General features: G+C 67.1%; 13 protein-coding genes. 9 read left to right on the forward strand and 4 right to left on the reverse strand.

What is annotated here, in order from left to right; all coding sequences use genetic code 11:
• Positions 1-33 precede the first annotated feature (33 nt).
• The 5 genes from AC07Y4_RS11205 (at position 34) to AC07Y4_RS11225 (ending at position 5775) form a co-directional block, all read left to right on the forward strand.
• Positions 34-1290: an MFS transporter gene (locus AC07Y4_RS11205; RefSeq protein ID WP_390345893.1), complete on the forward strand. Its 1257-nt coding sequence runs from the start codon at positions 34-36 to the stop codon at positions 1288-1290.
• A gap of 73 nt (positions 1291-1363) precedes the next feature.
• Entirely contained in the window at positions 1364-2041 is a 678-nt protein-coding gene (locus AC07Y4_RS11210) for a hypothetical protein (protein WP_487850349.1), read from the forward strand.
• A complete protein-coding gene (locus AC07Y4_RS11215; protein WP_487850350.1) occupies positions 2038-3588 on the forward strand; it encodes an alkaline phosphatase D family protein in 1551 nt (516 codons plus the stop codon). Before AC07Y4_RS11210 ends, AC07Y4_RS11215 begins: the two co-directional genes overlap by 4 nt.
• Before the next feature lie 89 nt (positions 3589-3677).
• Positions 3678-4688: an aldo/keto reductase gene (locus AC07Y4_RS11220; RefSeq protein ID WP_369631804.1), complete on the forward strand. Its 1011-nt coding sequence runs from the start codon at positions 3678-3680 to the stop codon at positions 4686-4688.
• A gap of 148 nt (positions 4689-4836) precedes the next feature.
• The gene (locus AC07Y4_RS11225; RefSeq protein ID WP_139702769.1) at positions 4837-5775 is read left to right on the forward strand and encodes a VTT domain-containing protein; all 939 of its coding nucleotides are present in this window, start codon (positions 4837-4839) and stop codon (positions 5773-5775) included.
• A gap of 10 nt (positions 5776-5785) precedes the next feature.
• Here AC07Y4_RS11225 and AC07Y4_RS11230 read toward each other — a convergent pair whose 3' ends face one another.
• Positions 5786-6205 carry a hypothetical protein gene (locus tag AC07Y4_RS11230; RefSeq protein WP_487850351.1) on the reverse strand — a complete coding sequence of 140 codons (420 nt, stop codon included), beginning with the start codon at positions 6203-6205 and terminating at the stop codon, positions 5786-5788.
• Complete coding sequence (locus tag AC07Y4_RS11235) at positions 6202-6975, reverse strand: LysM peptidoglycan-binding domain-containing protein (protein WP_487850352.1); 774 nt, start codon at positions 6973-6975, stop codon at positions 6202-6204. The genes AC07Y4_RS11230 and AC07Y4_RS11235 overlap by 4 nt, the downstream gene beginning before the upstream one ends.
• 147 nt (positions 6976-7122) lie before the next feature.
• Here AC07Y4_RS11235 and AC07Y4_RS11240 point away from each other — a divergent pair, with 147 nt between their 5' ends.
• The 3 genes from AC07Y4_RS11240 to AC07Y4_RS11250 all read left to right on the forward strand — a co-directional run bounded on the left by AC07Y4_RS11240 (position 7123) and on the right by AC07Y4_RS11250 (position 10824).
• A complete protein-coding gene (locus tag AC07Y4_RS11240) occupies positions 7123-8487 on the forward strand; it encodes a cache domain-containing protein (RefSeq protein ID WP_095744124.1) in 1365 nt (454 codons plus the stop codon).
• A 5-nt stretch (positions 8488-8492) separates the two neighbouring features.
• Positions 8493-9170 carry a response regulator transcription factor gene (locus tag AC07Y4_RS11245; RefSeq protein WP_487850353.1) on the forward strand — a complete coding sequence of 226 codons (678 nt, stop codon included), beginning with the start codon at positions 8493-8495 and terminating at the stop codon, positions 9168-9170.
• Positions 9171-10563: 1393 nt separating this feature from the next.
• Positions 10564-10824 (forward strand): DUF1488 family protein, encoded by a 261-nt coding sequence (locus tag AC07Y4_RS11250; RefSeq protein ID WP_095745915.1) that lies wholly within the window; start codon positions 10564-10566, stop codon positions 10822-10824.
• 19 nt (positions 10825-10843) lie between these two features.
• Here the strand turns inward: AC07Y4_RS11250 and AC07Y4_RS11255 are convergent, their stop codons facing one another.
• Both AC07Y4_RS11255 and AC07Y4_RS11260 read right to left on the reverse strand, forming a co-directional pair.
• Complete coding sequence (locus tag AC07Y4_RS11255; RefSeq protein ID WP_487850354.1) at positions 10844-11653, reverse strand: Crp/Fnr family transcriptional regulator; 810 nt, start codon at positions 11651-11653, stop codon at positions 10844-10846.
• A gap of 12 nt (positions 11654-11665) precedes the next feature.
• Positions 11666-12406 carry a Crp/Fnr family transcriptional regulator gene (locus AC07Y4_RS11260; protein WP_369632749.1) on the reverse strand — a complete coding sequence of 247 codons (741 nt, stop codon included), beginning with the start codon at positions 12404-12406 and terminating at the stop codon, positions 11666-11668.
• 586 nt (positions 12407-12992) lie between these two features.
• On the opposite strand from AC07Y4_RS11260, the gene AC07Y4_RS11265 reads away from it, so the two are divergent.
• Positions 12993-13205 (forward strand): hypothetical protein, encoded by a 213-nt coding sequence (locus tag AC07Y4_RS11265; RefSeq protein WP_062472154.1) that lies wholly within the window; start codon positions 12993-12995, stop codon positions 13203-13205.
• The last annotated feature ends 315 nt before the right edge of the window (positions 13206-13520 follow it).

The raw sequence follows: 13520 nt of genomic DNA on the forward strand, positions 1-13520 counted from the left end.
CGCGTCCGCCGGGCACCCCCCAGGAGCCCGGCCTTGAACGCCTCACCGTCCGCCCGCGAAGGCGCGGAAACCACCGCCATTGCACCGTCCGTCTCGTCCGCCCAGTTCCTGCGCGCGGTGCTCGCGCTCGGCGTCGGCGGCTTTGCCATCGGCACCGGCGAGTTCGTCATCATGGGCCTGCTGCCCGAGGTCGCGAAAGACATTGCCGTCACCATCCCGCAGGCCGGCCACGTCATCAGCGCCTATGCGCTGGGCGTGGTCATCGGCGCGCCCGTGCTCGCGGTGCTGGCCGCCGGCTGGGGCCGACGCGCACTGCTGATCGCGCTGATGGCCGTGTTCGCGGCCGGCAACTTCGCCAGCGCGATGGCGCCCGGCTACCTGTCGCTCAACCTGCTGCGTTTTGCCACCGGCCTGCCGCACGGCACCTACTTCGGCGTGGCCGCGCTCGTGGCCGCCACGCTCGCGCCACCGGGGCGGCGCGCACGCGCCGTCGGCCTCGTGATGCTGGGGCTCACGGGTGCCACGCTGGTCGGCGTGCCCATCGCGGCGTGGCTGGGCCAGCTGTTCGGCTGGCGCGCGGCCTTCGTGTTCGTGGGCGTCATCGCACTCGTCGCCGTGGTGCTGCTGCGCCGCGACGTGCCCGACATCGCACCCGCTGCCGGCGCCAGCCCCTGGCGCGAACTCGGTGCGCTCAAGCGCAAGCAGGTGTGGTTCACGCTGGGCATCGGCGCCATCGGCTTCGGCGGCATGTTCGCCGTGTTCAGCTACATCAAGCCCACGCTGATCGAAGTGGCCGGCCTGCCACTGGGAGGCGTGCCCTTCGTGCTCGCGCTGTTCGGCCTGGGCATGGTCACCGGCAACCTCGTGGGCTCGCGGCTGGCCGACAAGTCGCTCATGCGCACCATCGGTGGCGTGCTCGTCTATGCGGCGCTGGTGCTCGCCAGCTTCACCTTCGCGGCGCACCACGTCGTGACGGCGGCCTTCACCGTGTTCCTCATCGGCACCACCGTCGCCATCGGCCCGGCCCTGCAGATCCGCCTGATGGACGTGGCCGGCGACGCGCAAACGCTTGCCGCCGCGCTCAACCACTCGGCCTTCAACATGGCCAACGCCCTCGGCGCCTGGCTCGGCGGCGTCGCCATTGCGGCCGGCCTGGGCTGGACCTCGACCGGCTGGGTCGGCGCGCTGCTGGCGCTGGCGGGCGTGGGCATCTTCGCCTGGGCGCTCGCGAGCGCGCGTGCGGATGCGCGGCGGCCAGTGGCCGTGGCTTGCGAAGGGTCGGCGGGCTGAGACGCCGTCCTGCAGTGGCGGTGCTGTAAGAGAAGGGCGCCAGAATCAGGCAAGTTCCTGACGGCTGGAGTCCATGCAGATCCTTCGAGTGTTTGTGGCGGTGTGCCTCGCGGTGATGGGCGTCGCCATGCTGTGTGTCGCGCTGCTGTCGGCGCTTGATGCCGTGGTCATTCTTTCTTCTTACGACAAGGTCGAGGGTGTCGTCACCGGCGCCGGCAACACAGAGGTCCGGGTCGACTACGTCCGGCCCGACGGCCGACGGGCTGTCTTGTACGCACGCAGCGGCGGCAAGTTCGATCCACGCCCCGTGGGCAAGAAGGTCGCGGTCCTGCTGCCTCCGCAAGATCGGTTGGACGGCTCGCTCAAGCCGATCCTCAAGGACGACCTGAACCCCGTCGCTATGGAATTCATGTTCGCGGTGCTCTTTCTTGTAGGCGCATTGGTGATCTGGGAGGGACGCTCCGGCGGTGCTTCTTCGCAGTCGAGCGAAGACCTGCGCACAAGGGGCGTCGACACCCATCCGAAAAATCCCGAGCGGCCAGTGCGCCCGCAGGCGTCGATCGACTTCGAGCACGCGAGCGCCAACACCCGCGAGATGGATCTCACGCAGCTGGCGCGCCTGCAGGCGTTGATCGACCGCGAGTACACGAGCGTCGACACCCGGCAGAGGGAGCTCGACCGGCAAGCGCGCCTGCAGGCATCGATCGACCTCGAGATCGCCGAGCGACGCGCCAAGAAAGACGCCCGATGACCCCTCCGTTTTTCACCCGCCGGAGCCTGCTGCACACCGGCCTCGCCGCCGCCGCGCTCGGCCATCCCTTCCTGCACCTGCGCGCCCAGCCCGCGGCCGCGCGTGACCCGTTCACGCTCGGCGTCGCCTCGGGCGCGCCGCGGCCTGACGGCATGGTGCTGTGGACGCGGCTCGCGCCCGAGCCGCTGCAGGGCGGCGGCATGGGCGACGCGCCCGTGGCGGTGCAGTGGGAAGTGGCCGAGGACGAGCGCTTTCGCCGCATCGTGACCAAGGGCATCGCCAGCGCCGAGGCCGACCTCGCGCACTCGGTGCACGTCGACGTGCAGGGCCTGCGCCCGGGCCGCCCCTACTGGTACCGCTTCACCGCCGCCGGCGTGCGCAGCCCCGTCGGCCGCATGCGCACCGCGCCGGCCGACGATGACGCCGCCGTGCAGCCGCTGCGCTTCGCCTTCGCCTCGTGCCAGCAGTACGAGGAGGGCTACTACGCCGCCTACCGCGACATGGCAGCGCAGCCGCTCGACTTCGTCGTGCACCTGGGCGACTACATCTACGAAAGCTCGCGCGGCTCGCACAACGTGCGCCGGCACGAGGGCGGCATTCCCACCGACCTGGCCGGCTTTCGCAACCGCTACGCGCTGTACAAGACCGACCCGCACCTGCAGGCCGCGCACGCCGCCTTTCCCTGGCTCGTGACCTGGGACGACCACGAGGTCGCCAACGACTACACCGACGACGTCTCGCCGCGCACGCCCGACCCGGCGCAGTTCCTCGCCATCCGCGCCGCCGCCTACCAGGCCTGGTACGAGCACATGCCCGTGCCGGCCTCCATGCGCCCGCGCGGCGCGGGCGCGACCATCTACGGGCGTCATCGCTTCGGCCGAATGCTCGACGTGATGCTGCTCGACGGCCGCCAGTACCGCTCGCACCACGCCTGCCTCCCGGGCCGCAGCACCAAGCCGCTGGTCGATTGCGCCGACCGGCTGGCCCCGGAGCGCAGCCTGCTCGGCATGCAGCAGGAAGCCTGGCTCGCCAACGAACTCGCCACGCCGCCGGCGCGCTGGACCGTCATCGCCCAACCGACCTTGCTCGCCGAAGCCGACCGCCAGCGCGGCCCCGGCCATGGCTACTGGATGGACGGCTGGGACGGCTACGCCGCCGCGCGCACGCGCCTGCTCGACGCGCTGGCCGCCAACCCGTCGCGCGGCGGCGATGCGCTGGTGCTCGGCGGCGACGTGCACGCCTTCTGGGCCGCCGACCTGCGCCGCGCGCCGCAGGGCCCTGTGGTCGCGACCGAGTTCGTCGGCGGCGCTATCACTTCCGAAGGGCCGAGCGCCGCCAGCGTGGCCCACATGCGCGCGAAGAACGAACACCTGCGCTACGGCCGCGCCGACAAGCGCGGCTACGGCCTCATGACGCTCGACGCGCGCGGCTGCGCCGTCGAGTTCCGCGCGGTGGACGACGAGAAGAACGCCGACTCCGCCGTCGCGGCCATGGCCCGCTTCTCGGTCGAACGTGGCGCGCCCGGCGTGCACCTCGAATCCACCTGAATCTCCAGCGCCTGCAGGAATGCGCGGCCGTGCCTATGATGGCCGCCGCCTCTTTCCCTCCCTCTCCCACCTTCTCGGAGCGAGCCTGCATGAGCATCCCCACCACCCGCCTGGGCCGTACCGGCCTCACCGTGTCCCGCCTGGCCCTGGGCACCATGACCTTCGGCCTGCAGACCGACGAGGCCGTGTCGCACCAGATCCTGGACAAGGCCGCCGACGCCGGCATCAACTTCCTCGACACCGCCGACGTGTACCCGCTGGGCGGCACCATCGAGACCACCGGCCGCACCGAAGAGATCATCGGCAACTGGCTCGACAAGCAGGGCCCCGCGGGCCGCCGCCGCTTCGTGGTCGCCACCAAGGCCGTCAACAAGGTCGGCCCCAACCCCTGGGACCAGGGCGCCTCGCGCAAGCACCTGCTCGACGCCATCGACCTCTCGCTCAAACGGCTGAAGACCGACCACGTCGACCTGTACCAGCTGCACATGGACGACCGCGAGACCCCGCTCGAGGAAAGCCTCGAGGCGCTCGACGTCATCGTCAGGTCGGGCCGCGCGCGCTACATCGGCGTGTCGAACTTCCTGGCCTACCGCCTGGCCCGTGCGCTGGGCAAGGCCGAGCTGCACCGGTTCACGCGCTTCGTGTCGGTGCAGCCGCGCTACAGCCTGCTGTTCCGCGAGATCGAGCGCGAGCTGCTGCCGCTCGCGGCCGAAGAGGGCCTGGGCGTGATTCCCTACAACCCGCTGGCCGGCGGCCTGCTCACCGGCAAGTACAAGCCCGGCGCCAAGCCCGAGGAGAACACCCGCTTCACCCTCGGCACCGCCGGCGGCATGTACCAGGACCGCTACTGGAACGACCGCAGCTTCGACACCGTCACCCAACTGCACGCATTGGCCGACGAAGCCGGCGTGCCGCTGGCCACGCTGGCCGTGGCGTGGGTCATGGCCAACCCGCTGATCACCGCGCCGCTGCTGGGCGCCAGCCGCCCCGAACAGCTCGACGCCACCGTGGCCGCCGCCAGCTACGTGCTCGACCCGGCGCTCAAGCAGAAGCTCGACGCGCTCACCGCCGAGTACCGCAAGGGCGACGCACCCCGCTGAGCGAAAGGATGCGTGCCGGCCCCCGGATGGCCTGCGCGCAGTACGTGCTTGGGCCATGCGGGAGAATCGCGCCCGGCATGACCACATCCCACACCTCCTCCCGGCGCGCCGCCCTGCGGCACGCGGCAACGACCGAACGGCGGCCCGCATGGCGCAGCTGATGTCGCTGCTGGTGCAGAACGCGATCCTGGTGGTGTTTGCCGCCAGCTTTGCCGCGCGCCTGGGCCTGCCCGTGCCGGCCGCGGCCGTGCTGGTCGTCACCGGCGCGCTGCTGGCGGCGGGCGACGTGTCGGTGGTCGGCGTGGTGCTGGCCGCCGTGGTCGCCAACCTGCTGGGCGACGGCGCGTGGTTCTATGCCGGGCGCCGCTTCGGCTACCGCTTCATGCGGCTGCTGTGCCGCATCTCGCTGTCGCAGGACTCCTGCGTGCGGCGCGGCGAATCGCTCATTTCCGACTGGGGCGGCATGTCGCTGGTGGCCGCCAAGTTCGTGCCTGGCGTCTCCGTGGTGGCGCCGCCCATGGCCGGCGCGCTGGGTATGTCGGTGCGGCGCTTTGTCGGCTTCGACATCGTCGCCGCGCTGGTCTGGACGGGCCTGTTCCTCGGCCTGGGCTGGCTCTTTCGCGACCAGATCCAGCAGGTGCTCGCCGTGCTGGCCCAGGCCGGCGGCATCGCCACCGCTGCGCTGGGCGTGGTGCTGCTCGTGATGCTCGCCGTGCGCTACTGGCGCCGCCGCGCCTTCGCGCGGCTCACCGGCATGCCGCGCATCAGCGTCGACGAGCTGTTCGACCTGATGAGCGGCGACGTGCCGCCGCTGGTGATCGACGTGCGCGGCGAGGCTGGCGTGCAGGTCGACCCGCGCCGCATTCCGGGCGCGCTGTCGTACACCCTCAAGGCGCTGCAGCAGCGCAACCTGGACCTCACGATCGACCCCGACCGCGACGTGGTGCTGTACTGCAACTGCCCCAACGAAGTCTCGGCCGCGCAGGCCGCGCGCGTGCTGCTGGCGCGCGGGGCGCGGCGGGCGTTGCCGCTGACGGGGGGGCTGGATGCGTGGGTGGCTGCGGGGCGGCCTACGAGCCTGCACTAAAGGCGGACGCTCAATCCAGGCGTGTCATGGGACACGACAGGATCAGCCGCTCCTCCAGCGGAGAGTTGGCCCAGTCGGGCAGGGCGCGGTTGCGGTACGACTCCATCGACTGATAGCCCTGCACGCCCCAGCTGTACGTGCTGAGCCGTTGCACCTCGATTACGGGGTACAGGCATTGGCGGCTGGGAGACTGGAGGCGAAAGGCGATCCGCTCACCTTCTTTCTTGTCCAACTCGTTGTCAAGAACCTCATAGCGTGAGGGCTTGCAGATGCTGAAGCTCGAGTTCCATTCGATGGCCTTGGTTCGCACATACAGGCCGCCCGAGCATGCGCGGCCTGTTCCGCTGAACTTGCCTGTGAACGGTGCGTCCGCAAGGGCGGTGCATGGCCCGGCCAGGAAAAGCGCGATCAGCGCGAATGTTCGAGTCATTTGCATACCGCCTCCTGCGCCTTCCGTACCGCGGGCAGTGCGTGGTCCATTTTCCGGGCGTAGTTGGCATCGCCGACGTTGTAGCGCGCGGCGATGCGCGATGAGGTGAGAGGCATCCATCCCGTGATGACTTTCCTGACTTCCGCCTTCTGGTACTTCAGCACCTGACCCGCCTTGAGCAGGTGCGCAGACGGGTTGAGCTTCTTCATGACCTCCGGCGTGCTCCCTTGCTCCTTGGCGATTCTTTCAAGACTGTCGCCGTCCTTCACCGTGACCTCATGGATCTTGCCGTCCGTGCTCAAGATGCTCCTGAACTCGAACGTTGCCATGCGCATCAAGAGATAGCCGATGCCTGCGCGAATGTTCGATGCGGGCTCGGCCCTGACCGAGCTGGCAGACAGGCTGACTCGAAGAGAGGGCGGAACGACCAGGTCGCCGCCTTCGCGGTCCCCGAGCAGCGCCATCAGTCCGGCATCCGAGGCATTGCCGATCTGCATGGGCCTGGTCTTCCAGGAAGGCGCCTTGGCGCCGGTTTCCACCCACAGCATGGCCTTGACCACCTGCCAGTCCAGCGGGACATAGCCCGGTGTGCGCGAGAGGTGCATGTTGTATTCGTTGACCGCCGAGCGGATCTCGCAGTCATAGGCGTTCCATTGGTCGTCGGCCTTGTCGATGCCATCGGCCCAGCTGTCAAAGCCTGTCCTCGGCCGGGGCGTCGGGTGCTTCTTGTTCGCAGGCCCCGAAGCCAGACGATGTGCGGTGTTTTCCATGCAGTCCTCCCTTTGTATGTATTGCAGGTCCGGCTTTGTAAGCCGCCCCGCCAAGACACACTCGTATCGATCGTTACCCGAAGGAGATTCCCCCACGGTCGGCCAGCCGGAAGCCCTGCACCGCCCCAGTGGTAGTCTCCCTCCCCGATGAACCTCCGCACCAAGATCGTCGCGCTGGCCGTTGCGCCCCTGCTGGTCGCGCTGGTGCTCGTGGCCCTGGCCGTGCGTCACCAGGAGCACGACCTGGCCCAGCGCGAGCGGGCGCTCATCGAGCGCAGCTACATGGCCCAGCGCCGCAGCGAGCTGCGCAGCTACGTCGACCTGGCCGTGAGCAACCTGCTGCCGCTGTACGAGTCGGGCCTGGACGACGAGGCCACGCGCACCGAGGCCCTGCGCCGCCTGGCCACGCTCAACTACGGCGACGACGGCTACTTCTTCGTCTACGACATGGACGGCAACTCGCTCATGCATTCGCGCCAGCCCGAGCTGGTGGGGCAGAACCTGTGGAACCTGCGCGATTCGCACGGCCGCTTCACCATCCAGGAGCTGATCAAGGGCGCGCGCGACAAGGGCGGCGCCTACGTCGAGTACGAATGGCGCAAGCCCTCCAGCGCGCAGATGGCGCCCAAGCTCGGCTACGTCACCGCGCTGCCGCGCTGGAACTGGATGGTCGGCACCGGCCTGTACCTGGACGATATCCAGTCGACCATGGACACCCTCGACCGGCAGATGAACGCGAACGTCACCGCCACGTTGCTGTGGATCGCCGGCATCGCCGCGCTGTGCCTGGGCGTGGTCAGCGCGGCCGGGCTGCTGCTCAACCTCAGCGAGCACCGCACCGCCGAAGCCAAGCTGCGCCTGCTCGCGCGCCGCGTGGTGCAGTCGCAGGAAGAAGAGCGCGGCCACCTCGCGCGCGAGCTGCACGACGGCACCAGCCAGACGCTGGTGTCGGCCAAGCTGCTGATCGAATCGGCCGTGGAGCAGCTCGACCGCGCGCACCAGTCGCCGCCGCCCGCGCTCGGCAAGGCACTGCAGCGACTGAACGATTCACTCACCGAGGTGCGCCGCATCTCGCACCGGCTGCGCCCCGCGCTGCTCGACACCCTGGGGCTGCCCGCCGCGCTGGAGCGCCTGGGCGCCGAGTTCGGTGAAGAAGGCGGCGTGGACGCATCGATCATGGTCGAGGGCGAACCCTTCGAGCTGTCGCAGGAAGCCAAGACCGCGCTCTTTCGCGTCACGCAGGAAGCGTTGACCAATGTGCGCAAACACGCGCGTGCGCAGCAGGTGCACATTGCATTGGGCTTCGACGAAGAGGCCGTGCGCCTGGAGATCAGCGACGACGGCGTCGGCTTCAACGTCGAGGCCATGCAGCTCGACCCGCAGCGCGGCATCGGCCTGCGCAACATGCGCGAGCGCATGGAGTCCATCGAAGGCCGGCTGCGCATGCGCTCGGGCCGGGGCCACACCTCCATCGTGGCCGAAGTGCCGGTGCGGCGCGCAAAGCCAGAATAGCGGCCATGAAAGAAGACTCCGCCGCTGCTGCCGCTCCCGTTGTCGTGCGCCTGTTCCTGGTCGACGACCACCCGCTGGTGCGCGACGGCCTGCGCGCGCGCCTGGGCGCCATGCCCGGCCTGGAGATCGTGGGCGAGGCCGGCAGCGCGGCCGAGGCGCTGGCACTCATCGGTCCCGCGCAGCCGCACCTCGTGCTCATGGACGTGGGCATGAAGGACATGAACGGCATCGAGCTGGCGGCGCTGCTGCTGCAACAACAGCCGCAGCACCAGCAGCCCGCACCGCACATCGTCATGCTCAGCATGTACGACAACCCCGAGTACGTGCAGAAGGCCCTGCAGGTCGGCGCGCGCGGCTACGTGCTGAAAGACGCGCCGGCGGCGGAGATCGTGGCCGCCATCGAGGCCGTGTCGGCGGGCGGCACCTTCCTGAGCCCGGCCGTGTCGAAGAAACTCTTTCGCAACCAGACCCCGCGCCCGCTGCTCACGCCGCGTGAGAGCGAGATATTGAGCGCGCTCGGCCGCGGCGAATCGAGCAAGCAGATCGCACGCGACCTCGGCCTGAGCGTGCGCACCGTGGAGGCGCACCGCCAGAGCATCAAGCGGCGCCTGGGCATCGAAGGGCAGGCGGAGCTCATCAAGTACGCGGTGGAGCACGCGCGGGAGTTCGGCGGGCAGGGCTGAGGCGCTGCTGTCGATGCGGGGCTCGGGCCCTGCTTTCAGGGCCCGACTGTCAGGGCTTTGTGAATCGCCGCTGCCGCAGCGCGATTACTTGCGCGAACCGCGCATTCCTCGGCGAAATTTCTCTCTGTGCCGGGCAGGACTTCTCTACAGTGAATGCCCCTGTGATGAAACGACCCGCCATGTGGGCGAGGAGGGCAGCACACACCACACCACGGACCACTGACTGATTGAGTGAATGAATGAACCGCTTCGCCTCACGGCGGGCCATCGATGCAGATCGATCGATGCGAACGTGAGGCACAAAAGGCGACGGCCACGGTGCGCGAACACCATGACCGTCTAACCAAGTGACGTGCATAACCTTGAAAGAGAGCACAACAAATGGCTAAACGAATTATGGCCCGGGCTACCGGGTCGACCTCTCCCCGCGCGACCCCCCCCAGCGCAGCAGACCTGCTGGAATGCAAACTGGAACAACTGAACTCACTGCTGTGGTGCTGCCACGGCGCCGGCGATGGATGGTTCGAAGAGGCGGGGGCTGGGCATCGGGACAACCTGCTTTGGATCGCTTCGGATCTGGCGCGGGATGCGGCGGCATTGTTTCAGGAGAGTGGGGGAGGATGAGAGTTTGGCGCCGGTATTGGATACCGGGGCGGCTGCTTCAGACTGATTGCTGCCGCTCGGGGCGATATGCATCGAGGGAGGCTTTGCGACCCGGCGCGGACTTCCACCTCGCAAATCTGCCCGGGCCGTCTGACTGAAGTAGACACGAACCAGCCGGTGCACTCGTGTCAATAAACGGAGGTTCCAAACGCTCTGTGGCTTGGGCGACTGCTCGCATGCGTTGTGTCTTCAGTCTCGCCAAAGCGACGCAACAAGGCACATACGGTCGGTTGCCCAGGAGGCTCTACAGCATGGTTGTCGATGTCAGTTCGCAGCGTCTCGTCGAGCGTTGGCGTGTCGCCCCTGGCCAGTCGAACTTCGATCGACCACACAATGGCGTCACGAAGGATTTTCGGCATGCTGCGCCCACTGAGGTAAGTCCGAAGCAGCGACTCGGCGGTGAACTGGGAAGGTGTCATGGGCCCCTCCGTGAAAGAAGTTGAAGCCGCCACACTACCGCGCAGGAGATTTTTCGACCGTGCGCTGGCGCACAGACCGAAAACAAAAGGCGCGCCATGATCTGGTTGACGGCCATCCGGCGCTGGTAGAGGAAGCTTAAGCACCCGCCCATCAAGAGCGGCGCCTCGATGCCGGCGGGCCGTCACCTCGCTGGATTTCATGGCTAAGGCCAAGCACTTGGGCCTGCGGAGCGATCAACTCCCGTTGTCTTACGGACATGAAGCGCCAGACCTGTGATAGTGCACAGCCGCCCCCAAGAAAGATTCTCGCAATGTCCGATGCTCCCTACTTTCATGATGCCTCTGGCTCCGTCCGCTTCTGGGTGGACCTGGAGGGCAACCGGTTCGTGAGTGCCAGCGTCGGGAGCCAAGCGCTGCGCTATCACTTTCACACACCCGAGAGCGCCGATCCGCTTGAAACCTTCGGCCACCATGTCGAAGAGATTGAAGCTGCGGTGCGGCGGCGTCTCTCGCAGGGGGCCATGGAGCCGGTGATGCTGCGGGAGAACGATCTTCATGTTCCTGCCGTGTGAATGGCGGGAAGGCCGCCTGTCATGAGATCAACCGTGCGTAGTTGCGCTGGTTGGCCCGATAGCAATCGCACGCCGCATTTTCCAGTCCCTGGCGATCCGTGATCGTGATGGCGCCACGGCGGTATTCGATCAGCCGACGCTCGTGCAGTGCCGTCGCTGCATTGGTGATGCCGACCCTGCGCACCCCCAGCATGCGACCCAGTACTTCATGAGTCAGTGCCAGGTGTGCGGAGTGCGCGCAATCCTGCGTGGTCAGTAGCCAGCGCGCCAGGCGCTCCTCGATCAGATGGAAGCGGTTGCACAGGCCCGAGCGACCCAGTTCCATCAGCAGCACACAGACGTAGCGGTTGAGAACACGCCTGAGCATCGTGTTGTGCTCCAGTTCCTGAGCAAAGGACTGCGCTGTCAGGCGCCAGGCCAGACCGCTGCCCTGAACGAATGCTCGCAACGGTGCGCTCTGAACACCCAGCGACAGTTCGTAGCCCAAGGCGCCCTCGTTGCCCACCAAGCCTGTTTGCAGGCCGTCGTGGCCGTCCGCCGTGGAAACCAGCGAAACAAAGGCGCTCGTGGGGAAGTGGATGTGGTGGATGGCATCGCCCGGCTCATAGAGCGTCTGGGCCGCGGCCAATGGCACGCTCTCGCATTTTTCGAGCAGACGCGCCCTGACCATCGGCGGCAGCACTTCGAGCAGACGGTTGTGAATGGGGCGGGTCGGATGGGATGTCACAGAGCCCCTGTTGAGAGGGGCCAGCGCGAAGATGCGTGACCCGCCGCATTGTTGCCGATGCGATGGCTCACGTCTGTGCGGCGGCGCACCGAGCGTGACCATCGGCGCGGCGAATCAGCTTGCCACTTGGCGAGGCAGCAGCCGATCCGTTTCGCGCTTCACGACCTCATAGCATTCACACACCTGCTGTTCCAGGCCCGGGCGGTCGAGTACCGTGATGTGACCTCGGGCGTACTTGATCAGGTTCAGGCGCTGCAACTTGCCTGCCGCCTCCGTGACGCCTTCGCGTCGCACGCCGAGCATGTTGGCGATCAGCTCCTGCGTCATGACCAGTTCATTGCCCGGCAATCTGTCCAGGCTCAACAACAGCCAGCGGCACAGCTGCTGCTCGAGCGAATGATGCCGGTTGCACACCGCCGTTTGCGACATTTGGGTGATGAGCGACTGGGTGTAGCGCAGCAAGAGGTGAAGCAACGGCCCCCCCTTGTCCGTCAGCTCCTGAACGTGGGTGGCACTCAGCCTGAAGGCCTTGCCTGCACTTTGCACCACGGCACGATTGGGGGTGCTACCTCCGCCCATCAGGAGCGACACGCCCACCATGCCTTCGAAGCCGACGACCGCGATCTCCGCCGACTGCCCGTTCTCCAGCACGTACAGCAGGGAGACGATGCAATCGACGGGGAAGAAAACGTGTCGCTGCACCACCCCCGACTCGTAGAGCACCTCCCCGAGACGCAGCGGCACCAATTCCAGGAACGGCTCCATTCGGGCCATCACCTCGACAGGGATGGCATCCAGCAGTTCGTTGTGTGCAGCGGCCCGACGCAACGAAGAAGAACGAGGAGGCAATGCCATGGGCGAGATCTGCTTCCAAATTTTCATGATTCTGCGACTGAAATCCGGCGTCTGTGCGCTGGCGTACCAATCGCCGGGACATTTTTTTGGGGGGCTTGGTGCGCCAGCGAACAGTCAGGGACTCACTTTCTGGCTAGCGTGGGCCCCCCAGAACCTCGCTTTGGAGAGCAACCCCATGTACGCCATGAGCCCCGCGGAAATCGACACCGAGAACCTGGCGCGCACTTGCTTGTACGGCCGTCAATTGCCCCGAATCCTGCACCGACCGGTGCGTGGGTTTCGAGCACATGGTTGGGCGGCCGCAAGTTCTCAGCAGTCAACGCTGCCGCCCAACACAGACCCGGGAAATCCAATGCCTATACATCTGCTCCGCCGCTTTTGCCGCGCGCGACCGCCTGTGCCGACCGATGATCTGGAGGAGACTCGAATGCGCGGAGTGCTGCGCAGCGCGGGGTTGATCGAGGCTGAATCTCTGCTCCCCCGGTTGTACCCACGTGGGCGAGTCGTCTGTTCAGGCCGGGCCACCGTGATGCGCGTGACGCCCAAAAGGCATGCTGCATCGGAACAAGCGCATTGAGCCCGTAGCATGGCCAAGCTTCTCGTGCACACAGCGACGGTGACTCTCAGCTTGCCCTTCGACATTGACGCGGACGCCGAAGTCGCAGCCCTTCGCGGCGCAGGAATCCCCGTTGATGCGCTCGGCAACGCAGAGTCTGGCTACCTGTTCGTGAGGCTCGCCAACAACCGCTGCGACAACATCTTCCGGTGGTTTCCCAACAAGAAGTTCTCAAAACCCTGAGAGGCTGCATTGATCTCTACGTCGGCGGCGAATGGCAGCAGGGATTTTCGGGGGTAGATTCTTCTGACGCGGGAGGCTACCCCTTGCTTACGGCCGGCGATCTTGATTGGGGGGGCCACATGGGCTCATGCGAGTGCGATGCGCCATTGAACTCAAAGCAGACGTCCGTCGCTTCGCAGTCGATTTCTACAATCGCTGCGAAGCGGACTTTCTCGACTGCTGGTTGTAGGACGGTATAGGTTAAGGGTTGTCCGACATCTGCCCGCACGACACGACTGCGCCAGGCATGCCAACGGCCTGAGGGCAGGTGTTGGA

Source organism: Variovorax sp. GW460-12-1-14-LB1 (assembly GCF_059423605.1).